Origin of the sequence: Paraburkholderia fungorum (genome assembly GCF_003610895.1) — a bacterium.
Lineage (GTDB): Bacteria > Pseudomonadota > Gammaproteobacteria > Burkholderiales > Burkholderiaceae > Paraburkholderia > Paraburkholderia fungorum_B.
Genome location: NZ_MCAS01000013.1, coordinates 99,327 through 122,284 on the forward strand (window position 1 = coordinate 99,327; position 22,958 = coordinate 122,284).

At 61.4% G+C, this 22,958-nt stretch carries 21 protein-coding genes; 7 read left to right on the forward strand and 14 right to left on the reverse strand.

Annotation, left to right across the window (positions count from 1 at the left end; genetic code table 11):
* Positions 1–363 precede the first annotated feature (363 nt).
* From BCY88_RS15370 to BCY88_RS40345, 4 genes are all read right to left on the reverse strand, one after another.
* On the reverse strand, positions 364–588 hold the full coding sequence (locus tag BCY88_RS15370) for a hypothetical protein (protein ID WP_120345109.1): 225 nt from the start codon (positions 586–588) through the stop codon (positions 364–366).
* The gene (locus BCY88_RS15375) at positions 588–848 is read right to left on the reverse strand and encodes a hypothetical protein (protein WP_120345110.1); all 261 of its coding nucleotides are present in this window, start codon (positions 846–848) and stop codon (positions 588–590) included. Before BCY88_RS15375 ends, BCY88_RS15370 begins: the two co-directional genes overlap by 1 nt.
* A gap of 156 nt (positions 849–1,004) precedes the next feature.
* A complete protein-coding gene (locus BCY88_RS15380) occupies positions 1,005–1,907 on the reverse strand; it encodes a LysR family transcriptional regulator (protein WP_120345111.1) in 903 nt (300 codons plus the stop codon).
* A 211-nt stretch (positions 1,908–2,118) separates the two neighbouring features.
* On the reverse strand, positions 2,119–2,712 hold the full coding sequence (locus tag BCY88_RS40345) for a hypothetical protein (protein WP_259461409.1): 594 nt from the start codon (positions 2,710–2,712) through the stop codon (positions 2,119–2,121).
* A 12-nt stretch (positions 2,713–2,724) separates the two neighbouring features.
* Between BCY88_RS40345 and BCY88_RS15385 the strand changes: the two genes are divergently transcribed.
* The 6 genes from BCY88_RS15385 to BCY88_RS15415 all read left to right on the forward strand — a co-directional run bounded on the left by BCY88_RS15385 (position 2,725) and on the right by BCY88_RS15415 (position 9,960).
* Positions 2,725–3,918 carry an adenine deaminase C-terminal domain-containing protein gene (locus tag BCY88_RS15385; RefSeq protein WP_259461410.1) on the forward strand — a complete coding sequence of 398 codons (1,194 nt, stop codon included), beginning with the start codon at positions 2,725–2,727 and terminating at the stop codon, positions 3,916–3,918.
* Positions 3,919–4,044: 126 nt separating this feature from the next.
* Complete coding sequence (locus tag BCY88_RS15390; RefSeq protein ID WP_259461411.1) at positions 4,045–4,812, forward strand: YczE/YyaS/YitT family protein; 768 nt, start codon at positions 4,045–4,047, stop codon at positions 4,810–4,812.
* A 186-nt stretch (positions 4,813–4,998) separates the two neighbouring features.
* Positions 4,999–6,075 (forward strand): porin, encoded by a 1,077-nt coding sequence (locus BCY88_RS15395; RefSeq protein ID WP_120345113.1) that lies wholly within the window; start codon positions 4,999–5,001, stop codon positions 6,073–6,075.
* 496 nt (positions 6,076–6,571) lie between these two features.
* The gene (locus tag BCY88_RS40350) at positions 6,572–7,582 is read left to right on the forward strand and encodes a PadR family transcriptional regulator (RefSeq protein ID WP_259461412.1); all 1,011 of its coding nucleotides are present in this window, start codon (positions 6,572–6,574) and stop codon (positions 7,580–7,582) included.
* Between the two features lie 81 nt (positions 7,583–7,663).
* On the forward strand, positions 7,664–8,491 hold the full coding sequence (locus BCY88_RS15410) for a siderophore-interacting protein (RefSeq protein ID WP_120345116.1): 828 nt from the start codon (positions 7,664–7,666) through the stop codon (positions 8,489–8,491).
* Between the two features lie 212 nt (positions 8,492–8,703).
* Positions 8,704–9,960 (forward strand): MFS transporter, encoded by a 1,257-nt coding sequence (locus tag BCY88_RS15415; protein ID WP_120345117.1) that lies wholly within the window; start codon positions 8,704–8,706, stop codon positions 9,958–9,960.
* A 345-nt stretch (positions 9,961–10,305) separates the two neighbouring features.
* Here BCY88_RS15415 and BCY88_RS15420 read toward each other — a convergent pair whose 3' ends face one another.
* The 10 genes from BCY88_RS15420 to BCY88_RS15465 form a co-directional block, all read right to left on the reverse strand.
* Positions 10,306–11,406, reverse strand: a complete 1,101-nt coding sequence (locus BCY88_RS15420; protein ID WP_120345118.1) for an AI-2E family transporter — start codon at positions 11,404–11,406, stop codon at positions 10,306–10,308.
* Positions 11,407–11,541: 135 nt separating this feature from the next.
* Positions 11,542–11,787: a CsbD family protein gene (locus BCY88_RS15425; protein WP_259461413.1), complete on the reverse strand. Its 246-nt coding sequence runs from the start codon at positions 11,785–11,787 to the stop codon at positions 11,542–11,544.
* Positions 11,788–11,854: 67 nt separating this feature from the next.
* Positions 11,855–12,037 carry a CsbD family protein gene (locus tag BCY88_RS15430; RefSeq protein WP_028194685.1) on the reverse strand — a complete coding sequence of 61 codons (183 nt, stop codon included), beginning with the start codon at positions 12,035–12,037 and terminating at the stop codon, positions 11,855–11,857.
* Positions 12,038–12,332: 295 nt separating this feature from the next.
* Positions 12,333–13,913 carry a helix-turn-helix transcriptional regulator gene (locus BCY88_RS15435; RefSeq protein ID WP_120345120.1) on the reverse strand — a complete coding sequence of 527 codons (1,581 nt, stop codon included), beginning with the start codon at positions 13,911–13,913 and terminating at the stop codon, positions 12,333–12,335.
* Between the two features lie 192 nt (positions 13,914–14,105).
* Positions 14,106–15,254, reverse strand: a complete 1,149-nt coding sequence (locus BCY88_RS15440) for an enoyl-CoA hydratase/isomerase family protein (RefSeq protein WP_120345121.1) — start codon at positions 15,252–15,254, stop codon at positions 14,106–14,108.
* On the reverse strand, positions 15,251–16,078 hold the full coding sequence (locus tag BCY88_RS15445; protein ID WP_120345122.1) for an enoyl-CoA hydratase: 828 nt from the start codon (positions 16,076–16,078) through the stop codon (positions 15,251–15,253). Before BCY88_RS15445 ends, BCY88_RS15440 begins: the two co-directional genes overlap by 4 nt.
* The gene (mmsB, locus tag BCY88_RS15450) at positions 16,078–16,998 is read right to left on the reverse strand and encodes a 3-hydroxyisobutyrate dehydrogenase (protein WP_120345123.1); all 921 of its coding nucleotides are present in this window, start codon (positions 16,996–16,998) and stop codon (positions 16,078–16,080) included. Before mmsB ends, BCY88_RS15445 begins: the two co-directional genes overlap by 1 nt.
* Positions 16,999–17,032: 34 nt before the next feature.
* Entirely contained in the window at positions 17,033–18,550 is a 1,518-nt protein-coding gene (locus BCY88_RS15455) for a CoA-acylating methylmalonate-semialdehyde dehydrogenase (RefSeq protein WP_120345124.1), read from the reverse strand.
* Between the two features lie 67 nt (positions 18,551–18,617).
* On the reverse strand, positions 18,618–20,309 hold the full coding sequence (locus tag BCY88_RS15460) for an AMP-binding protein (RefSeq protein WP_120345125.1): 1,692 nt from the start codon (positions 20,307–20,309) through the stop codon (positions 18,618–18,620).
* 193 nt (positions 20,310–20,502) lie between these two features.
* Complete coding sequence (locus BCY88_RS15465) at positions 20,503–21,636, reverse strand: acyl-CoA dehydrogenase family protein (RefSeq protein WP_120345126.1); 1,134 nt, start codon at positions 21,634–21,636, stop codon at positions 20,503–20,505.
* A gap of 259 nt (positions 21,637–21,895) precedes the next feature.
* Between BCY88_RS15465 and BCY88_RS15470 the strand changes: the two genes are divergently transcribed.
* Positions 21,896–22,942, forward strand: a complete 1,047-nt coding sequence (locus BCY88_RS15470) for an AraC family transcriptional regulator (RefSeq protein WP_120345127.1) — start codon at positions 21,896–21,898, stop codon at positions 22,940–22,942.
* Positions 22,943–22,958: the final 16 nt, after the last annotated feature.

Here is a 22,958-nt window from a genome sequence, read left to right on the forward strand (position 1 = left end):
TAATCGAAATGGACCATCATTACTGGTCCTGGTGGCCTCTGTGACTGCTCCGAAGCGGCTGCGTTGCCCGCAAACAAAGCGATGCACAGGAAGGTGAATGCTCTTCTTCTCAGCATGGGCACGATATCATCAGCGCAATGAACATCAATTGTCGACGATGTGGGCAGCCCCGTCGAGCATCACTTTGTGGCCGAACCCGGCCCGATGCTGAAGGACCCAGTTCGCCCCTTCTCCGCCGTCCAATCTGAAGAAAGTGAATCCCCCTTTCGGCAGTCGGAGGCGGCCATTCACGATCCTTGGTCCTATGCAGTCGGGCCTGATGCCTAAAAGTTATTGCTGTTCGTCGAGGACGAGGCGCAGCGTCTACTTCGGTGGCTTCCACTCGCCAGCCCATAGGTCGAAATGTTCAAAGGCTGAGATATACCCGAGCACGACTTGCTCACCAAGATCGCCGACGACTTTGAATGGGATGGATATTCCGAAAACGCCTCCCTGCAATGGAAAGATCTCGGCGAATGGAGCCGCGCTGCGCAATTTTTCAGCTACTTCTGCCAGGCTCCTGGCCACAACCACGACTTGAATGCCCATCAGCGCTTGAACTCCACCGTGGCTACGTCGCGGAGTTCTGCTCTGACTTGATCAATCGTCACTTCGCTCACCGATTGCCCACGGACGTCATAGACGAGTCGGCATTTCCAGGACTCCAAAGGCAGGTGCGGCCGACCGTGCACGATGCGTGCACGGTTGTACTCGATGCTTAGATGAACGGCCTCCGCCGATTCCAAGCTGTGGTTGGCTACCAGCACAAACTCGCCCAGCTCTTCGCTTACAAATTCTGGTGTGAACATGTGAGTCCTCTGTGCGACAAGGACGCCATTTTACTCAGCCCGTCTGATCCGTTCACGATGCGCCCGCGAGAAGTCCGGATCGCTATTCGTGTCACCCCAGCGTGCTGGAGATACGGCAGATTCCGATCCGAAAGCAGGCACTAGAACGCCCCACGCTCAACCGCTCATCGCTCCCAGGACGGCCATGATTTCGTCCGCGAGCAGCAGGCTCGCAAGACCGTGTCCGTGCTTTTCGCGGCGAACGAGAGAAAGGACGTTCTTGCTGAAAGCGCGATCACGAATCTGCCGGTAAGTGAGGACCTCCTGGCGATACTCCTCCGCAATATCGAACTTGCTAAGAAAAGCAATGCTCTCGCTCGCCGCTGCGAGGCGCTTCATCGTTTCGATCGAATTCGTTCGAAAGGCCGGTTCGACGCTGAGTCCCGCTTCCGCGAAGGTATCGGCGACGATGCCGTGAATCAGCATGGAGCGGTCGGCAAAGATGAGCGGATAAGACGTGCAGTAAGCAAGCGGTATGGACTCCATGCGCGCCAGCGCATGCTTCGGTGAGATCACCGCACCGAGGCTCGTATCCATCTCCCAGAGGCTTTCGAGTTGTGGCGACGGCGCCAGGTTGAAGCCCAGACCCAGATCCGCTTCGCCGCTGACCAGCGCATTCAGGATTTCGCGCACGAACATGACGCGGATCGAAATCTTGATATGAGGGTGCTGCGCGGAAAAATTCGCCGCCGCAGTGGAGGCGATTCCGCTGGCAAGGCCGGTCACGGTGGCAATGATCACCTCGCCCTTCTGCAGCGTCTTGAGATCGCGTATCTCGGCTTCGACCTGGCGGTATTCCAGCATGGTTTTGCGCACATGGGCGAGCAGGATTTCGCCTGCCGGCGTAGGTCGCAGCCCGCGCGGCAGGCGCTCGAACAGCGGCTCGCCGATCTCCTCTTCGAGGAGCAGCACATGCTTGTTGATGGCAGACGGGGCGACGTGCAACTTCTCTCCGGCAGCCCGGATGGAACCGCAACGTGCAACCTCGTCGATGTAACGCAGCAATCTTGAATGCAGCATGCTCGTGCGCCTCCCTGGCCGCACAGCGTACTCGAAAAGCGCACGCTCCGCGCAGAAAACGCTTCTTTTTAGAATCGGTCATTTCGGTTTTCATTACGCCAGTCGCGTTCGTTGGCGATTGGATCTGAAAAGGGCCGATTAAACACGCTCTCGACTGGCTGTTCCGCACATATCGTTTTTGCATCTCGTTGCGGCGCGGCAAAAAGCAGGCTCAAACTAATTGATGAAAGAGAGACAAGCCATGTATCAAGAAGTCAGCGAGAGAAACGTCACAGCATCCGGACACCGTGACCAGGTGACTACCCAGTACAACCACGTGAGAGCGATCTTCGATGTGCTCAACGGGAAAAAGGAAGCCGATCTCCTGCTGAAGAATCTGAATATCCTCGACGTCCACAGCGAAACCGTCTATCAAGGGTCCATTCTCATTTACGATAAGCGCATCGTCGCGTTGAATCCCGACGAAGCAGCTATCAAGGTGCGTCAGGTTTTCGACGGTGAAGGTCTTTATGCCATTCCAGGGCTGATCGACGCTCACATCCACTTCGATGCTCAACTGGCCCACCCGGCCGCGTTTGCCGAGGCCATCGTTCCCTGCGGCACCACCACGATTTTTTCCGAATGCCTCGATTTCGTCAGCGCGGCGGGCACGGAAGCGGTTCAGGCGACCGAGCAACTGTTCAAGGACCATGAGCGCCTGCCCTATCGGGTGTACGCGTTTGCCCCAGGCAAGAAAACGTCCGTGGAGGTCACCGACGCGCTGCTGAAGATGGATCCGGTAATCGGCCTGGGCGAACTCGCGCATCTGACCTACAGCGTGGGCAACGACGACGATTTCCGCAAATCGGCGTTGGGGCGGGCCAAGGGCGGTTTCATGAACACGCACTGGGGCGTGACCGCGCTGTCGGACATGATGCTGAACTACATGCCCGCAATCGGCGCCTTCGCCAACCATGATGTCTGGAAGGAGGACGACATCGAAAAAAGCGTCCGCTACGGCCTTCAGACGCAAATCAAATTCGGGGTCGGCAGCAGCGAGGTCATCAAAATCATGCTGCGCGCGCTGGTCAAGCGTAAGTGGCCTGCCGAGAACTTCCAGCTGTGCGCGGACAATATCTCGGTCGACCGCCTGCTGACCCGGGGCCATATGGACTGGGTCGTTTCGCTGTGCGCCGAGATGGGCATCGACCCGATCCAGGCCATCAAGATGGCGACCCTCTACACGGCGCGCGCATTCCGGATGGACAACAAGTTCGGTTCGCTGACGCCAGGCCGGTTCGCCGATATCGTGCTGACCGACAGCCTGTCGAAGATCAACCCGCGCTTTGTGTTCAAGGATGGCGAACTGGTCGCGAAAGACCGCACGCTGTTGAAGCAAGCCGATGTCGACTATTCCGGCATGGTGAAAAAGCCGGTTCCCGGTCTCGGCAATCTGACGCCGGAGCAACTGGACCTCGTCCCGCTGGAAGTCTCGGCGGATGGCAAGCAGGCGAAGGTGTACCTGTTCGACGTCTATGGCCGCGGCCACGAGAAGTTCTTTCAGGAAGTGTGGGTGCCGTTGCAGGACGGAAAAGTCGTCCCTGAGGTGGACGGTGTCAGGCTCAACCGCATTTCGGTCGTACAGCGCTATGCCAACGGCAAACGCCACGTGGTCAACGGTCTGTTCAAAGGCGTGTCCATCGATCGTGGCGCCGTGGCGACGTTCTGGCCGGCGCCCAAAGCCTACTTCGTCGCGGTCGGACACGACAGCGCGGAAATGTGCCACTGCCTTCAGCAGGTCGACACCTACGTAGGCGGCTGCATCGTGACAGAAAACCGGGAGGTAAAAGCGGTGCTGCCGCTGGACATCTATGGCGTGATGGCCAACATGAGCCTTTCGGAACTGCTCACCGCAACCCGCGCCATCGACGCCGCGTTGGAGGCAATGGGCAACCGCAATGAGGGCGAGCCAGTTGTGAACAAACTTTTGACGCTGTTCATCTCGCTGGATCGTTTCGGTTTCATGGCCTGATGCCAGGCCGATAGGAGGAGACGGCCGGCGGGCTGCCTGAATGCCCGCCGGTCAGGAAGCTGCGGACGGAGCCGGCGCATTAGTCTGGTACGCCGCTGAAAAATCCCCACAATAGCGCGGCGCCTCATGAGCAAAAAGGCGATCAGTACCGCACAAAAGCAGGACGACAATCAAGGGACAGTCATGGCGCACTATGCAAGGGAAGCGGAAGTCATTGATACCGGCAGCCTGAAACGGCGCTGGATCACATACGTCGTGGGTATTTACATATTGACCATCGGTATCAGTCTGGCCATCCGGGCCGGCATAGGCATTTCACCGCAAAGCAGCCTGACCCGGACGATGACCCTCGTGTACCCGCGTCTGAGCCAGGGGACATACAACTTCATTCTTGAGTTGTTCATGCTGTTCCTGACTTACCTGGTCTTGCGCAAGGATTTCAAACTGAAGAACTTCGCCGCCTTGATTCCGGCATTCGTGCTGGCCTCATGCCTGGATCTGAACCTGATGCTGACCCGGTCAATCGTTATTCAGGACTATTTTCTGAAACTCTCCTTGTTGGTTTTCGCCGATGCGGCGCTCGCATTCGGCCTGTTTCTGATGATTCGGGCGGATCTCGTGCTGATGCCAATCGACATGTTCGTCAATACGATTTTCAAACGCACCGGATGGAAATGGGGGGACATCAAGACGAGTTTTGACTGCACGCTTTTAGTCGTCAGTGCCACGATCGGTCTCGCCTTTCTTGGCGGGCCTAAATTCATCCGCGAAGGCACCTTCATGAACGCCATTCTGGTGGGGCAATACGTCAAGCTCTATTTCTTCCTGTTCAGGAAAATCAAGGTTTCAGTGGCGTCGTACCACCGGCGCTCGCTGGAACACCGGCCGAATTAGCGCCTGCTAACGCCGGCGGCTGCCGGCGACCGGATCGACATCAACCGTCAGAGCTTCGCGTGTCGCGTCGGAAACGACGCTGCCCACGCGTCGGCACGCCCGCAATGAACACCCAACTTCGAGACGTCCATCGTGACGTCGGCGTCCACTCATCATTAAAAAAGTGAAAGGGGCAACAATATGCTTATGGAATCTGCTTGCATTGCCATGCTGAAAAGAATCTGCCGAATTACTGCGAGTATCGCTCCCATGGTGATAAGCGCCCATATATATGCGCAATCGAGCGTGCAGTTATACGGCATCGTCGATGCGTGGGCCGGTTACCAGCGGATCCCCGGAAATTCAGGCGCCGCAGAATTGGGCGGAGGCGGTTTGTCGACCTCATTCTGGGGATTGGGTGGCCAGGAAAACCTGGGCGGCGGTTACAAAACCGTTTTCGTATTGGAGGGTTTCCTTCGTCCGCAAAATGGTCAGTACGGCTCGTTCAATGGCGACTCATTCTTTTCTCGCAATGCCTATGTGGGTATCGCCTCCCCTTACGGCACGTTGACGTTGGGGCGGCAAAGCAGCCTGCTCTATTTGCAGTCAGCACAGTTCAACCCGTTCTATGCCTCGTTCACTTTTTCACCGACCATCAATCAGCTGTATTCCGGTTTAGGCACCTATCCGGGCTACCCTACGAATCAAGGTATTCCCGGCGGAACGTCGTGGAGTAATGCGATTCAATATGCGACACCCGGCTTCAGTGGTTTGAGCGCTCAACTCATGTATGCGCCCGGCAATCAGGCAAACGACGACAGCTCCAAAAAATTCTCGGCACAGACAACGTTCACGCGAGGCTCGCTCGCAATCGGGGCAACCTATCAATACCTGAATTTCAGCTCCACGCCGGGCGACCTCGGCAATCTGCTGAAAGGATTTCAAAGCCAGACGGCGGCGCAACTCGGCGTGTCGTACGACATGCGCGTCGTGAAACTATTGGGTGAATACACATATACCGGCAACAAACTGCTCACCGGCAGTTTTCACGTCAATATGCTCCAGGGCGGCGTGGCGATACCGGTCGATGTCGGCAGGGTATTGGCTTCATACGCGTATTCGCGCGACAACAGCATCCTGAACCAAACGCGCCAGACGGCTACGCTTAGCTATGACTATCCGCTCTCAAAGCGCACTGACATATATGCCGGCTATATGTACGACCACGTCTCCAATCTGTCGACTGGCAGCACCTTTGGCGCAGGCATTCGAACGCGATTCTGAGTATTTTCGCCCCTGACTTTTACTGACGCAGCCGCTTTTTACCGCATCTCAGGCGGCTGCTCCGGTGAGAGGAATGCAACTTAAAACAAACCGCCGTAGCGGATATTCCATGGCCGGTGGCTGCAGCTAGTCAGAATCGTCATTCTCGCCTTATCGAATCCACGTTCCCCGCTTTTCCAAAGATAGCTCCGCCGCAAACGAACGCGCGGACGCGCACCATTGCATGACGCTCGACGGGGCAAGCCCATCCGCGTCTCAATCAGGCCGATCCCGCCGACCTTCTCGTCATCCGCGCGCTTGCGCTAACTCTCCAACAGCCCCTTGCCGCGAGGCTTCCTGCCCCTCCTCGCTCGCATGCTGCATGCCCCGGCTAGCGAACTGACATTTAGCGACAGACCAGCGCGGATGTGTCCGTCGTGCCAAAAATAAGTTTGACAAACTATCTTTAGATATATATCTTACGATGCATCTTAAGACACAAGTGGGAGTACCCAAGATGCGTCATCACCATCGTTTCTCCCGTTCGCGTAGCGCGGACGACGGTTTCTTCGCCGGGCACGACCGCCCGTCCCTACATGAGCTTTGGCATGCATTCGCCGGTCACTATGAGCGCGGCAGCGAGCCGCGCGACGACGAAGGTTTCGAACGCCGTCACGGCGGCCGCGGCGACTGGCACGAGTTTCGTGGCGAAGAGCGTGGCCGCGGCGGCCGGCACGAGTTTCACGGCGGCGAACGTGGCCATGGCCGTCATGGCCACCACGACGAGCGCGGCGAAGGCCGCGGCGGCCACGACGGCTACCACTTTGGCCGCTTCGGCTACGGCCGCTTCTCGCTTCACGCGCTGTGGCACGCGATGAGCCGTGATCATGAGCATCGCGGCGGCGGCCGTGGTGGCCGCTTCGGCGGTGGTCCCGGCGGCTTCGGTGGCGGCCCGGGCGGTTTCGGCGGCGACGGCGACGGTTTTCCGCGTGGCCGCAAATTCAGCTCCGAAGACCTGCAATTGCTGCTGCTCTCCATGATCGACGCCCAGCCGAGCCATGGCTACGAACTGATCAAAGCGCTCGAAACGCGCTCGAACGGCTTCTATAGCCCGAGCCCGGGGATGGTCTACCCGGCGCTCACGTATCTGGAAGAACTCGGCTACGTGACCGTGCAACTCGAAGGCAACCGCAAGCGTTACGAACTGTCGGAAGCGGGTCGCGAATACCTGAATGCCAATCGCGACCGCGTCGAACTGATGCTTGCCAAACTGACGCATATCGCCCGCAAGATGGACTCCGTGCGCCGCGCGTTTGCCGGCGAAGAACCGGCCGACATCAGCGAAGGCGGCTGGTTGCCGGAACTGAGCCAGGCGCGCCGTGCGCTCAAGCATGCCCTGCTGCGCCGGGACAACGTGCCGGCCGATGAGCAACGCCGCATCGCCGCCATCCTGATGCGCGCGGTCAATGAAATCGAAGGCAAAGACAATCCCGGCAGCGACGCAGCGAGCGACGAACCAACCGTTTGAGATCGCGCGACCGGCACTTGCGCGCGAAGCCGCCCATGCAAACCTTCGCGCGCCAATTCAACCCAAAGGAATGACACCCTTATGCTGACAAATGACAACCGGGCCGATCTGGCAGTCCATCGCGTGCGGCATCCGCTGAAGTTCCGTCTGTTGCAGGTCAAAAAAGTACACGCACTGAATCCGCATCTGATTCGCGTCACCTTTACCGGCGAGGATCTGCACGACTTCGTCTCCGCTTCATTCGACGATCACATCAAAGTGTTCTTCCCCGAACCCGGCGCCGACAAACCTGTGTTGCCGCAAGCCGGTCCTGACGGCCCCGTGTTTCCCGCCGGGCAGCCGCGGCCGATCGCCCGCGATTTCACACCGCGCCGCTTCGACCCTGAGGCGCGCGAACTGGACATCGAATTCGCCATGCACGAGGCCGGCCCGGCTGCAACGTGGGCGGCGCAAGCCCAGGCGGGCCAGTACCTCGGTATTGGCGGCCCGCGCGGCTCGCTGGTGATTCCGACCGGCTTCGACTGGCATCTGCTGATCGGCGACGACACCGCGTTGCCGGCGATTGCCCGCCGCCTTGAAGAACTGCCGGCCGGCACACGCGTCGCTGCGGTAATCGAAGTGGCCGATCCGTCGGCACAGATCGAATTCGCGACGCAGGCCGAGTTGCACATGGTCTGGCGCCATCGCAGCGAATCGGCCTATCGCGGCGAGGCCTTGCTGCAGGCCGTACGTGAAATCTACTTGCCGGACGACGGCGAGGGCTACGTATGGGCCGCCGGCGAATCCGCGACGATGCGGGCGGTGCGCTACCACCTGTGCACGGAGCGCGGAGTCGACAAGTCGCGCATTCGCGCAGCCAGCTACTGGAAACAAGGTGCCGAAGCGGTGCACGAATCGCTCGACGATTGACCGTTCACGGCGTGCGCGCAGCGAACTGCATACGTCGGTCGAATCGTGTGAGCCGAGTAAACGGTATGAACGGCGTGGGTCGCGCGAGACGGAATCGCGCGAGAAGCGCGGGCCGCGTGGGATGCGCACACCGCCTCGGCCCGATGAGCGCTGCACGAGGCGAGAGCCACGACAGGCGGCATGCTCTGAACCAAAAAACAAGGAATTGACCGATGTATTCAATTAGCACCAGGCACGAGCGCCGATTACTGTGGCTGCTTGCGCTCACGCAGTTCACCATCATCATGGACTTCATGGTGATGATGCCGCTCGGCCCGCAGATCATGCACTCCTTCAGCATCACGCCGGCTGCGTTTGCGACGGCCGTATCCGCGTATTCGTGGTGTTCGGGGCTGTCGGGCTTGTTCGCGGCGACCTATATCGACCGCTTCGACCGGCGCCGTTTGTTGTTGACTGTCTACGCGCTGTTCGCCCTGTCGAACCTTGCGTGCGCGTTGGCGACCAGCTTCCCCCTGCTACTCGCCGCGCGCGCATTTGCGGGCATTACGGGTGGCGTGTTGGGCTCGGTGATCATGGCGATCGTCGGCGACGTGATTCCGGTGCAACGCCGAGGGGCTGCGACCGGCACGATCATGACGGCATTTTCATTGGCCGCGATTGCCGGCGTCCCGGCCGGCGTGATGCTGGGTGCGCACTTCAACTGGGCCGCGCCGTTCTATTTGCTGGTGGTGCTATCGCTGCTCGTGTGGGTTGCCGGCTGGCAACTGGTGCCTTCGCTTGCAGAGCACCTGAGCCGCCGCCAGCCGGCGTTGGGCGAGGTGCTGCCTGACTTGTGGCGACTGTTGAGCAACCCGCGGCATATGAATGCGTTTGCGCTGACGTTCATGATGATGATCGCGCACATGCTGGTGATTCCGTTTATCTCACCGGTCCTGGTCGCCAATCACGGCGTGGCGCCGGAGCAGTTATCGTGGCTGTACATGGCCGGTGGCGCGGCAACTTTCTTCACATCGCGCCGGGTGGGCAAGCTTGCTGACCGATTCGGCACACGCCGCGTATTCCGGATAGCGGCGGTGCTTTCGTTCCTGCCCGTCCTGTTCGTGACGCACCTGCCGGAACTACCGTTCTACGCCCTGGTGATGTTTTTCCCATTTTTCATGGTACTGATGTCCGCACGCATGATACCGATGCAGGCGCTGCTAACAACCGTACCCGAGCCAACGCGCCGGGGCGCGTTTCTGAGCGCCAACAGCGCGCTGCAAGCGGTGGGCACAGGCTGCGGCGCATGGATTGGCGGCTTGATGCTGAGCAGTTCCCCGACGGGCCAGATCGCGGGATACGGAACGGTCGGATGGGCGGCGATCGCCGTTGCATTGATTGGGGTGTTCTGGGTATCACGGGTTCACGGGGCGAAAACCGCGTTACCACCAACGGGCGCACTGGGAGGCAACACAGTCGGAGAAAGCTGACGTAGCAAAAAACAAAAAAAACGAACAAACGAACAAACGAACAAACAAACAAAAAATGGACCAATAAGCCCAGGAAGCAGCACCGCGTCGGCGCGCGCAGCGCCGCCGGAAGAATGACTGCCTTGTCACCAGGGCGGAATGTGCGAGAACACAGATTCCAGATGCACCACTACCGTGGCTGCGCGGGGGACCCGCTTAAGAGCTAGCGGTGTGAGCCGCTTTCTCTTGCTTACTTCTCTTTGCGGCGGCAAAGAGAAGTAAGTGCCGCCCCGCACAGGGGCAACACTAATAGACCACAAAGAAAACAAGGAAAGGCCAACACCACAAGAGCACAAAAGAGAACTGCTAATCAACCTCCCCGACCAACCCTCGCCGCGCAGCCTCCCCCTTCGAAGAAGAAGATGAAGAGGAAGAAGAAGAATAAAAACCCCTGGCTCTCCCAACAACAATCTTCAACATGGCAATCACCGGCACAGCCAGAAAAATCCCCGCCACCCCTCCAAGCTGATCCCCAGCCAGCAACCCAACAATCACAAGAAACGGACTAACCTCAACCCCCTCACTCATCAAATAAGGATTCAGCACATAGTCCTGAAACACCCTGTACAGGGCAATAAAAATCACCAGCCAAAGCAGATGCGGATAACCGCTAAAAACAGCAACCACAAGCGTAATAGCAACCGCCGCTAGCGGCCCGGCAAACGGCACAAACTCCAGCAGCCCCGCGCTGACAGCGAGCAAAAACGCATACGGCACACCCAGCAGCGAAAAAACCACCCCATAACAGATCAACGTCGCCAGCGACAAAAACAGCAACGCCCGCACATACTTCGACAAAAGCACATTCAGATCCGTGACGATCTCGGCCCACAACACCCGATGCCGATCGGTGAGCAAATCAAGAAACGCTTTGCGCATCTGCGGACCTTCCTTGATCAGCAGAAAGCTCAGAATCGGAATCAGCACGAGGTAAATCAGATTGCTCGCCGCGTGCACCACCCCAAGACCGACACTACGCGCCATCGGCACAGCCTTATCGGAACCGGTCTCAATCTGGCCGCGCACAAAATCCACGATCCGCTCGCGCAACGGTTCGAGAAAATGCGGCAACGGAAGACGGTTGGGCACATCGGATTTCATCAATTCGGGCAATTGCGCGAACAGATGCGTGGCCTGGTCCTGCAACTGAACACCGAATAGCGAACCCGCTACCGCGATCACCGCGACCACCACCACGAACACCAGCGCAATCGACGCTACCCTCGGCACACGGCGCGGCCGGAAGCGATCGACGAAATCGACCATCGGGTAGATCAGATAGCTGAAGAAAACCGCGAACACGACTACCAGCACCGTAGACGACGCGGTATAGATCATGAACAGCAACAGCGCAATCAGAAACGCAGTCCAGACTTTCCTGGCTGTGCAGACGTCGAATCCCAGCATGAACCTTCCTCGAAAGACAGCGAGAACCGGCGCCCGAAAGACGCCGGCCACATTGGACAACCAGGGCGCCCACGGGGCGAAAAACATGTGCCTGTCACGCAATGAACCCTGCGTCACAAGCGACGGCGAACCGACCTACATCAGCTTGCCCAGCAGAAATCCGACACCGAGCGCGATCAGCAACGCACCGAGCGGATTGTTGCGGGCGCTCTCGGCAACCTGATCGACGCTATCGCCAACCTTCGCCTGGGCCTTGCCGGCAAGCTGGCGGGCCTTGCCTTCAGCCTGCAGGCCGAGATCGCCGGTCAAACCACCGACCGCGTCCTGCACCTTGCCTGCCGCATCTTTCACGGTTCCTTCGATCTGATTTGAATTCATCATCGTTCTCCTTGAACAGAGTGAGCGGGCAAGCGTGCGCCGCGGCCGGCGTTTTACGGTTGCCGCCTGGTTACTTCTTCACGCGATCACGGACCGCATCCGCAGCTTCACCGACTTTCGACTGCACCTTACCGGCGAGCTTTTCGGCCGCGCCTTCGGCCTGGGTCGTCCGGTTGCCGGTGACCTTGCCGATCGCTTCCTTGACGGAGCCTTTGACCTGTTTCGCCGCACCTTCGACACGATTCTTGTCCATGACGATTTCCTTGAAAGATTGAGTTGTGCACCAAAGACGTCGAGCGCTTCGTGCCTGAAGAACCTGAGCGCATGCACACGGGTACTCGACGCAGGATTTCATTGTCCAGGTTCATGGCATCTGCCGACAGGCGCGAATGCACCGGATCGCCTGGTGCATTTGAACCGCACGCCAACGCGCCTGAATCCGTGGTTCGCCTTGCTCCGGTTCATGACGGCCCCCGTCCAGACGAAGCTCAGCAGCACGGTTCGTTCCCGGCCGCGTTGCCGGCGGGAAATGCGTGGCGCAAACGTGCCTAAGCGGTCTTCGAACCCTTGCGGCGCGGCGCTTTGGCAGGCGCGAGACCAAAGTGGCCACGGCTTTGTGCCCACACGATCGCCTCGCTGCGGCTATGTACATCGAGCTTCGCGTAAATCGTGGCGACATGGTTGCGCACCGTGTTCGGCGCGAGCCCGAGCTCTCTGGCGATTTCCTTGTCCGCCAGACCGGCGCACAGGCAGGAGAACACATCCCGCTCACGCGCGGTCAGGTCGGCGAGGTGGCCGCCGGCGTCGGGCGCGTTCGCGCGCCGCACGTTGACCAGCTTTTCGATCAACGTCTGGCTGAACCAGGAGGCGTCCTGCATGACGGTTTCGATCGCCGTCACCAGTTCCATTTCGGAGCGCTTGCGCTCGGTGATGTCGAGCAAGGTCATCAGCACGCAATCCTTGCCGTGGATGCTGACCGCTTCGGCGGACACCAGACAGTTCAGCTGGTCGCCCGCATGGTTGTTCACCTGGAATTCGACGTTGCGCAGGCTGCCTGACTCGCGCAACGCCTCGCTGATCCGCGCATACGCGTCGCCGTTCCACAGCCCGCTCTGGTCCAGCGGCTTGCCCAGCAGTTCTTCGGAGGAAAAACCGGTGGTCGCGGTGAAGGCGTCGTTGATATCGAGCGTCATGTAGTCGTCGGCGACAAACAGCGCGGTGGGGACCGGTGTCATCCGGAACGACTTCGCGAAGCGCTCCTCGCTCTGCCGCAGCGCGCTCTCGGCGCGCTTGCGCGGCTCGAGATCCATGAAAGTGAACAACATGCACGCTTCTTCGCCGATGTCGATCGGTTGTCCCGCCACCACCACGAACTTATTGCCGCCTTCGGGCAAGCGCAGCAGCGCCTCCATCTGCGGAATGGTTGCGCCTTCGCTGAGCCGCTCGATGGCGAGTTCGCGCTTCTCCGCGCCCTCGAACACATCGAGCTCGTACACCGAGCGGCCGATGACGTTCTCCCGCACGTAACCGGTCATCTCCAGAAAGCCCTGATTGACCTTGATGTAGCGCTGATCGCTGAGGCGGCAGATGACAGCCGGCGCGGGGTTGGCGTTGAAGGTCTTCTCAAACCGCTTTTCGGCGCTCGCCCATTCGCTCGCGTCGTGCAGGATCAGGGCAAGGCAGTCGGGTTCGCCGCGGGCGTTGGTCAGCACGAGGCTGCGCACGCGGTGCACCCAGTTCACGTCGTCTTCATGCGCGGGAAAAACCTCGACCACCACGTCGCTGAAGCACTCGCCCGCCACCACGCGTTCGATCGGGTAGCCGCCCTCGGGCAGCGGGTGATTGTTGCGGTAACGCAGCCGGAAGCGCTCGCGGTATTCGGTGACGTCCGCGCCCAGTTGCGCGACCTCGGTGATGCCGTGTATCTGCAACGCGGCCTGGTTCGCCCAGACGATGGTCTGGTCCGGTTCGACGAGAATCACGCCCTCGGTCAAGCCCGTGATGATCTGCTGCAACTGGCGCCGATCGGTCTGCGTGCGCAGCACCTTGTCGTCGGCGGGCGGCTGGGCGCCGTCTGAACCGTCGGTTTGCACTGGTGGCGAGGGTGCGGCAGAAGGTGTTGCGGTCATTATTGTCGGCACGCGGGAAGCGCGCGAGAGCCTGTCCAGACCGCAGAATCGCTTAAATCGCGCCGCCGCGCCAATGGTCAATGCACCAGGCGCGCTGGTGCACTTGCACCAGGTGCAGGGGTCAGGGGGCAAAAAGCGCCCGCCGCCAGGTCAAGCGGCACGGCAGACGCAAGCTGCGTGGAGGCCAGGGCCTTAACCTTCTTCCGCCCCCAAAGCAGCCAGCGGATGGGTTTCCCGCTTCCAGGGCGACGCCAGGAAATGCCGCACCCGTTCCGGCCGCACTTCCGCGAGCGTCGCGGGCGCCCACCGGCTCTTGCGATCCTTGTCGATCAGATGGGCCCGCACACCTTCGCAGAAATCGCCCTCCTCGATGACCCGCTTGACGATGCCCAGCTCCATCCTGAAGCACTCCGCCAGGGTCATCTGCCGGCCGCGCAGCAAGGCCTCACGCGCGACATACAGCATCGTGGGCGAATGCCCGGTCATGGCGTCGTAAGCAGACTGCAGCCACTGCCTCACCTCACGCGGCGGCTCGCGCTCCAGATCCTGGCGCAACGTCGCGACGATCCGCTCGACACTCGAGCGCCGGTCGAAATGCCTCAGCATCAACGGGGTAAACGCCCCCAACGCAGCGTGCGGAACGATGTTGCACGGCGGCTCGAACACCCCGCGCAAGGCAGTCAACAGGTCGCCCGCGTGCGACATGCGCTGCAGGCGCTCTTCGAACGTCCCAAGCCACTCGGCCGGCACGCACAGATCCGCCAGTTGCAGGCGCAGCGCATCCGCGCCGGATAAGGTCGCGCCGGTAAGCCCGACATATAGTTCGACCTCTGCCGGCATCACGCTCAGGAAACGCGTCGCGCCGACGTCGGGCAGAAAGCCGATACGCGTCTCCGGCATCGCGATCTTGCTGCGCTCGGTGACGATGCGCAGCCGCGCCCCCTGACCGAGCCCCATGCCGCCGCCCATCGAAATGCCGTCGAGCAAGGCGACCACCGGCTTCGGAAACCTGTGCAGCGCGTAGTCGAGCCGGTATTCGTCGACGAAAAACGCGAGCCACCGGCTGTCGCCATTCTTCGCGAGCCGATGCACCTCGCGCACGTCGCCACCGGCGCAAAAACCCTTGGCGCCCGCCCCTCTCAGCACGAGGGCAACGATGCCGTCATCGGTACGGCAATGCTCGACCAGCACGGCAAGTTCGCGCACCATCGCATGCGATAGCGCATTGAGCGCGGCAGGCCGGTTCAGCGTGATGATCGCCACGCGATTGACCACGCGAAACAGAATCTCGCGTTCCGCTTCGGCGCTCGTATCGGTTGCGATGCTCTGCAAGGCGCTCATCGAGGGTTCTCCTGCCCGGCGTTCCCTGCCTGCCCAGTCTGCTCCGTCTGCGTCACCTGCCAGCGTGGCGCGCGTTTCTCGAGAAACGCATTGACGCCTTCGCGCTGATCGGCGCCGTCGAACAGATCGACAAAGCGTTCCCGCTCCACCGCGAGCGCCGCCGCGCGCGGCACGCCGTTGCGGCTCTGATGAATCAGCGTCTTGCTGAAACCGACCGCTTGCGGACTCAATGTCGCGACACGCGCCGCCATGGTCAACGCGGCCTCGCGCGCGGCGCCCTTTTCCACCACTTCTTCGACGAGCCCGATGCGCAACGCGGTCGCCGCATCGACCCGTTCACCGGTCAGGATCATCCGCTTGGCCCAGCCTTCACCAACCAGCCAAGGCAAGGTTTGGGTGCCGCAGCCACAGGGCAGCAAACCCACCGCCGTTTCGGGCAACGCCATCACGGCATGCTGTTCGGCGATACGGATATCACACGCCAAGGCGCATTCAAGGCCGCCGCCCATGGCATAACCGTTGATCGCCGCGATCACCACCGGCCGCGCGTTCTGCAAGGTCTCGAACGCCGAGCCGAAGCGCGTTGCCGCCGTGCGCGCGACCTCGCGATTGCCGTCGGCGAACGTGTTCAGGTCGGCGCCCGCGCTGAAAAACTTCGGGCCGTCGCCGGTGATCACGATGGCACGCACACGCGCTTCGCCATTCAGACGCTCGACAGTCTGCTGCAACATCAGCAGGCCGTCCGGCGTGAATGCGTTCGCGGGCGGCCGCTTGAGCGTCAGCCGCGCGACGGCGCCGTCATGAGCGTAGTCGAGTTCGATCATCACGCGTTCCCGTCTTTGCTGTCTTTGCTGTCTTTGCTGTCGTCGCGATAGAGCTTGATCACCGCGGAGAAGTCCAGGCGTCCCGCGCCCTTCGTGCTCATGGTCTGATAAAGCTGTTGAGCCAACGCGCCGAGATACACCGGTTGACGCGCGAATTTGGCGGCGTCGGTGGCGAGGCCCAAATCCTTGAGCATCAGATCGGTGCCGAAGCCGCCGGTATAACCGCGCGTGGACGGCGCGGTTTCGATCACGCCGGGCATCGGGTTATACGTGTCCGAACTCCAGCAGCGGCCTGTCGAGGTATTGATGATGCCGCCCAGCACTTTCGTGTCGATGCCGAGCGCCTCGCCCAGCGACATCGCCTCGGCTACGCCTGCCATCGTGATGCCGAGCACGAGGTTGTTGCAGATCTTCGCGACCTGGCCCGTGCCGGTGTCGCCGCAATGCACGATGTTCTTGCCCATCGCCAGCAACACCGGTTTGACCTGCTCATACGCGCTCGCGCTGCCGCCGACCATGAAGGTCAGCGTGCCTGCCGCCGCGCCGCCAGTGCCGCCCGAGACGGGCGCGTCGACGAAGGTGTTGCCGCGTTGCGCCGCCAGTTCGGCAAACGCCTTCACGCTGGCCGGGTCGATCGTGCTCGAATCGATGATCGTCACGCCTTTCGCGATTCCCGAGAGCACGCCGTCATCCGCGGTCAGCACGCTGCGCACGTGCGCGGCCGCGGGCAGCATCGTGATCACACATTCGACGCCGGTCACCGCCGCTTTCGGGGAAGCCGCCGCGGCGGCGCCGGCATCGACCAGCGCCTGCACCGCCTGTGCGTTGAGGTCGAATACGTTGACCGCGTGCCCCGCCTTGAGCAGGTTGAGCGCCATCGGCGCGCCCATGTTGCCGAGTCCGATAAAGCCTATTTTCATGGTGTCGTCTCTCGTACCAATTAGACCCGAGGGTTCAGCGCAGGCTGATGGTGGTGTTGACGCCGTCGTTGACGGTGTCGTCATCGAACCAGCGGGCGGTGACGGTTTTGGTCTGCGTGTAGAACTGCACGACCTGCTTGCCGTACGGCCCGAGGTCGCCGAGTTTCGAGCCACGCGAGCCGGTAAAGCTGAAGAACGGCACCGGCACGGGAATCGGAATGTTGATGCCGACCTGGCCGATATCGATTTCGCTCTGGAACTTGCGCGCCGCCGCACCGCTTTGCGTGAAGAGACCCACGCCATTGCCGAACGGATTGCGGTTGACGAGCGCGATGGCGTCGTCGAGCGTCGCGGCATTCAGCACCACCAGCACCGGGCCGAAGATTTCCTGACGATAGACTTCCATGTCGGTGCTGACATTGGTGAAGACCGTCGGGCCGATAAAGTTGCCTTGCTCATAACCCGGCACCGTCACGTCGCGGCCATCGAGCGCCAGCGTTGCGCCCTCTTTCACGCCCTGTTCGATCAGACCGAGAATGCGCTGCTTCGCGGCACGTGAGACCACCGGGCCAATGTCCGTAGCCGGCTCGCTACCCGCGTTGACCTTCAGCGTCTTCGCCTTCGCGACCAGATCGGGCAGCCATTGCTGGGCCGCGCCGACCAGCACGACCACCGAAGTCGCCATGCAACGTTGTCCCGCCGCGCCAAACCCGGCGCCGGCCAGCGCGTTCAGGGTCTGCTCGCGGTTCGCATCGGGCAGCACCACGGCGTGGTTCTTTGCGCCCATCATCGATTGCACGCGCTTGCCGTGTTCGCTGCCGAGGCGATAAACATGCGTGCCCACCGCCGTCGAGCCGACGAAGGAAATCGCTTTGACGAGATCGTGCGTGCAAAGCCCGTCGACGACTTCCTTGCCGCCGTGCACGACATTCAGCACGCCCTTCGGCACACCGGCTTCAAGCGCCAGTTCGACCAGTTGCATCGTCGACAGCGGGTCCTGCTCGGAAGGCTTCAGCACGAACGTATTGCCGCAGACAATCGCCATCGGGAACATCCACAACGGGATCATCGCGGGGAAATTGAACGGCGTGATGCCGGCGCATACACCGATCGGCTGACGCAGCGTGTAGGTATCCACGCCACCGGCGACGTTCTCGGCGAATTCGCCCTGCTGCAAGCTGCCGATCGAGCAGGCGTGCTCCACCACCTCGAGCCCGCGGAAGATGTCGCCTTCCGCATCGGGAATCGTCTTGCCCTGCTCGGCGCTCAAGGTCCTGGCGATGCGCGGCGAATGCTCGCGAATCAAGGCCTGGAACTTCAGCATGATGCGCATGCGCGCACCGACCGGCGTGTCCTTCCACGTCTTGAACGCAGCGTGTGCCGCCTGGATCGCTTCGTTGACTTCATCGGCGGTGGCGAACGGCACGCGGGCAAGCACCTCCTGCGTAGCCGGGTTGACGATGTCGCGCCATTCGGCGGTTTTGGACTCGACGAACTCACCGTTGATCAGCAGCTTGACGGTGGGGACCTGATTCGAAGCGATTGCGTTCATGCTGAAACTCCTGGGCAGTGGCCGTATCCGTGGTTGTCTGCGGCCAAACAGTGACTGGGATTAAAAATCAACGCAGATCCGGGAAGTCTTCTTCCCAATACTCGCCGGGCAGGCGCGCGGGCTCAGCTTCTCGCTCCATTTCGCGGCGCCGCAATTCGACGCGGCGAATCTTGCCGGAGATAGTTTTCGGCAATTCGCTGAACTGCAGGCGGCGAATCCGCTTGTACGGTGCAAGCTTTTCGCGCGAGAACGCAAAGACCGCACGCGCGAGTTCGGGACCGGCTTCATAGCCCTGACGCACGGTGACGAACGCTTTGGGCACCGACAGGCGCAATGCGTCCGCACTCGGCACCACGGCGGCTTCGCCGATCGCTTCGTGCTCGATCAGCACGCTTTCGAGTTCGAACGGACTGAGCCGGTAATCGGACGATTTGAAGACGTCATCCGCGCGGCCGACGTAGACGTAATAGCCGTCATCGCGGCGCAGCGCGACGTCGGACGTATGGTAGAAGCCGTTGCGCATGGCTTGCGCGGTGGCGTTGGCATTGTTCGCATAGCCGGTCATCAAACCGAGCGGACGTTCGGCCAGCGGCAACGAGATTTCGCCTTCGGTAGCGGGTTGATCGTCGGCATCGAGGAGCTCGATCCGGTAACCCGGCAGCGGCCGGCCCATCGACCCCGGCACCACCGGCTGCCCGGGCGGATTGCCGATCTGGCAGGTGGTTTCGGTCTGGCCGAAACCGTCGCGAATCGTGATGCCCCACGCGTGCTTGACGCGCTCGATGATCTCCGGATTCAAGGGCTCGCCCGCGCCGACGATCTCGCGCAATTTCACCGGATAGTCGGTGAGATGCTCCTGCACCAGCATGCGCCAGACCGTGGGCGGCGCGCACAGCGTGGTGACGTTGAAACGCACCAGCACATCGAGCGTGTCCTTCGGCACGAAGCGCGGGAAGTTATAAACGAACACACAGGCCTGCGCGTTCCATGGTGCGTAGAAGCAACTCCACGCGTGCTTGGCCCAGCCCGGCGAGCTGATATTCCAATGAATATCGTTCGGCTGCAGGCCGATCCAGTACATGGTCGATAGATGGCCGACCGGATAGCTCTGGTGCGTATGCTCGACCAGTTTCGGCTTGGACGTGGTGCCCGACGTGAAGTACAGCAACAGTGGATCGGTGGAGTGCGTAACGCCGTCGGGCGTGAATTGCGGCGGCGCATCATAGGCTGCGGCAAGATCGATCCAGCCGTCGCGTGGCGTACCCACGGAGATGCGTGTGAGCGGCACGTCGAGCGCATCGAACTTGGCCAACTCCGCGCTATCGACCACCGCGAATTGCGCGCCGCCGATCTGCACGCGGTCGCGTACGTCGTCGGCGGAAAGCTGGGTGGTGGCCGGCAGCACGATTGCGCCGAGCTTCATTGCCGCGAGCATCACGTCCCACAATTCGACGCGGTTCGGCAGCATCAGCAGCAGGCGGTCGCCGCGCCCCACGCCGAGACCGCGCAGGAAGTTCGCCATGCGCGACGAGCGCTCCGACATCTGCGCGTACGAGAGCCGCAAGCCGTCACTGGCCAGATCGTCGACGATCCACAGCGCCGGGTTGTCGTTGCCTCGCGCGATCACGTCGAAGTAGTCGAGCGCCCAGTTGAACTCGCCTGGCGCCGGCCACGCGAATTCGCGGTAAGCGCGGTCGTAGTCGGTTCGATGGCGCAATAACAGGTCACGCGCTTCGAGAAAGCCCTTCGCTACAGTCATCGTCGTCTCCAATGTCGACCGGAGTTGGCGCTTTAGCTGTCGATCAGAGTTGGCGCTTCAACGCTGACTCTAGTGCCATGCAAAGCACCGACCCTGGTCCCATGTTTGTGGCGCGCTATGCGCTCTGCTTTTAGCTTCTACGTGTTGCCCGGCTCACAACCTATTTTGCGCTCAAACGCCGTTTGCTTCGCGTTCAGATCTGGCGCGCAATCACCATGCGCTGCACTTCACTGGTTCCTTCGTAAATCTGCGTGATGCGGGCGTCGCGATAGTGGCGTTCCACCGCGTAGTCCTCGAGATAGCCATAGCCGCCGTGAATCTGGATGGCCTTCGAGCAGACGTCCTCAGCGATTTCCGACGCGAACAGCTTGGCTTGCGATGCCTCGGACAAACACGGCAGGCCCGCCGTGCGCAGCCGCGCCGCATGATGTACGAGCAGACGCGCGGCGTTCAGGCGGGTTGTCATATCGGCGAGCATGTTGGCGATGGTCTGGTGGTCTTTCAGCGCCTTGCCGAACTGGACGCGTTCGTTCGCGTAGCGGCGCGCGGCTTCGAACGCGGCGCGCGCGATGCCGACCGCTTGCGCGGCGATGCCGATGCGGCCGCCCTCGAGATTGGACAACGCGATGCGCAGACCTTCGCCCGGTTCACCGAGCAGATTGGCCTCGGGCACCGCGCAATCGTCGAACGAGATGGGACAGGTGTCGGAGGCGCGAATCCCGAGCTTGTGTTCAGGCTTGCCGACGTTGAAGCCCGGCGTATCGGTCGGCACGATGAAGGCCGACAGGCCGCGCTTGCCGCGATCAGGATCGGTAACGGCAAATACGATCGCGATATCGGCGCGCGAGCCGTTGGTCACGAACTGCTTGCTGCCGTTGAGCACCCATTTGCCTTCGCTGAGCACAGCGCGGGTGCGCAGATTGTTCGCCTCGGAACCGGCCTGCGGCTCGGTCAGGCAGAACGCGCCGATGGTGCGCCCGGTGGCGAGATCCTTCAGATAGCGGTCCTTTTGCGTGTCCGTGCCGAAGTTCAGGATCGGCCCGCAGCCGACCGAGTTGTGCACGCTCATCAGCGTGGCGCAGGAGGCGCAGCCCGCGGCGATCTCTTCGATCGCGAGCGCATAAGCTACATAGTCGGTGTAGGAGCCGCCCCACTCGGACGGCACGATCATGCCGAGAAAACCCAGTTCGCCCATTTGCGTCACGACTTCCGCCGGCAAACTGGCCTCGCGATCCCATTGGCCGGCGTGCGGCGCGAGGCGCTCGGTGGCGAAGTCGCGAGCGGCGTCGCGGATCATCCGCTGCTCTTCGGTGTAGAAGCTATCCATGGCTCGATCCTGTTATGTGCATCGGATCGCGGTGGCGAGGCTGGCTCGCCATGATGTCTCCGGACGCTGCGTCCCGCGATCGATTCAGTTCAAGTGTAGGCAAGCCGCCGGGCAGGTTCGATGCTCAGCCCGATCATTCTGTTTGAGCGCATTTGCCATACCGGTATCATGAAAGGCTGGATCAGGCCAAATTTTCAGGGGTTTGGCGGATCGTCCCAAGGAAAATGTTGAGCGCGTTTGCCAGACAGCCATGAGAAACATGAAGAACTTCGAAAATGACAGAGGCACGGTTTCGGTCAGCCTGGTCGAAGAGGCCCTGGCGTTGGCGCGGGCACGCGGTTTCGACGCATTGCCGCTCGCCGAAGCCGCCGGCATCGCGGCAACCCTGCTGGCGTCGCCGAAAAGCCGGGTCTCGGCGGCGCAGTACGGCGCGCTGTGGGCCGGCATCGCCCGCGCGCTGGACGACGAGTTCTTCGGCCAGGACTCGCACCGCATGAAAAGCGGCAGCTTCATCGCGATGACGCAGATGGCGCTCGGCGCGCGTAACGGCGCGCAAGCGCTCGCGCTGGCGGTTCGCTTCATGCGCTTCGTGCTGGACGATCTTGGCGCGCAGATCGACACGAATGCGCAGCGCGTGCGGCTGCGGTATGTCGAACGCGAAGGCGCGCGGCCGCCCGCCATGTTCGCCTACGCGACCTACTTCATCCTCGTCTACGGCCTGCTGTGCTGGCTGGTGGGGCGGCGCATTCCGCTCATCGAGGCGCGTTTTCGCTGCCCCGAGCCGCCTGCCGCGCATGAGTACCGCCTGATGTTCTGCGACGACATGGCGTTCGATCAGGCCGAGTCGTATGTCGACCTCTCGCCGGCGTTTCTCGACCTGCCGGTGATCCAGACCAGCAAGTCGGCAAAACCGTTCCTGCGCGACGCGCCCGGCAGCTTCCTCGTCAAATACCGCAATCCCGGCTCGCTCACCGCACGGGTGCGCAAGATGCTGCGCGCGCTGCCGATGGCCGGCTGGCCCGCCGCCGACCAGATGGCGCTGCGCCTGAACGTCGCCGAGGCAACGATGCGGCGGCATCTGAAGCAGGAAGGCTATACGTATCAGTCGATCAAGGACGACTTGCGGCGCGACATCGCGATCGGCGAGTTGCAGGACAGCGGACGCACCATCGCCGACATCGCCGCTGCCGTAGGTTTTGCCGAGCCGAGCGCGTTTCATCGCGCGTTTCGCAAGTGGACCGGCATGCGGCCGGGCGACTACCGGCCGGCGCATGCGGATTTCACGCGCCGCACGGAATCGGACTAAGCTGTAAGGAGCAGGC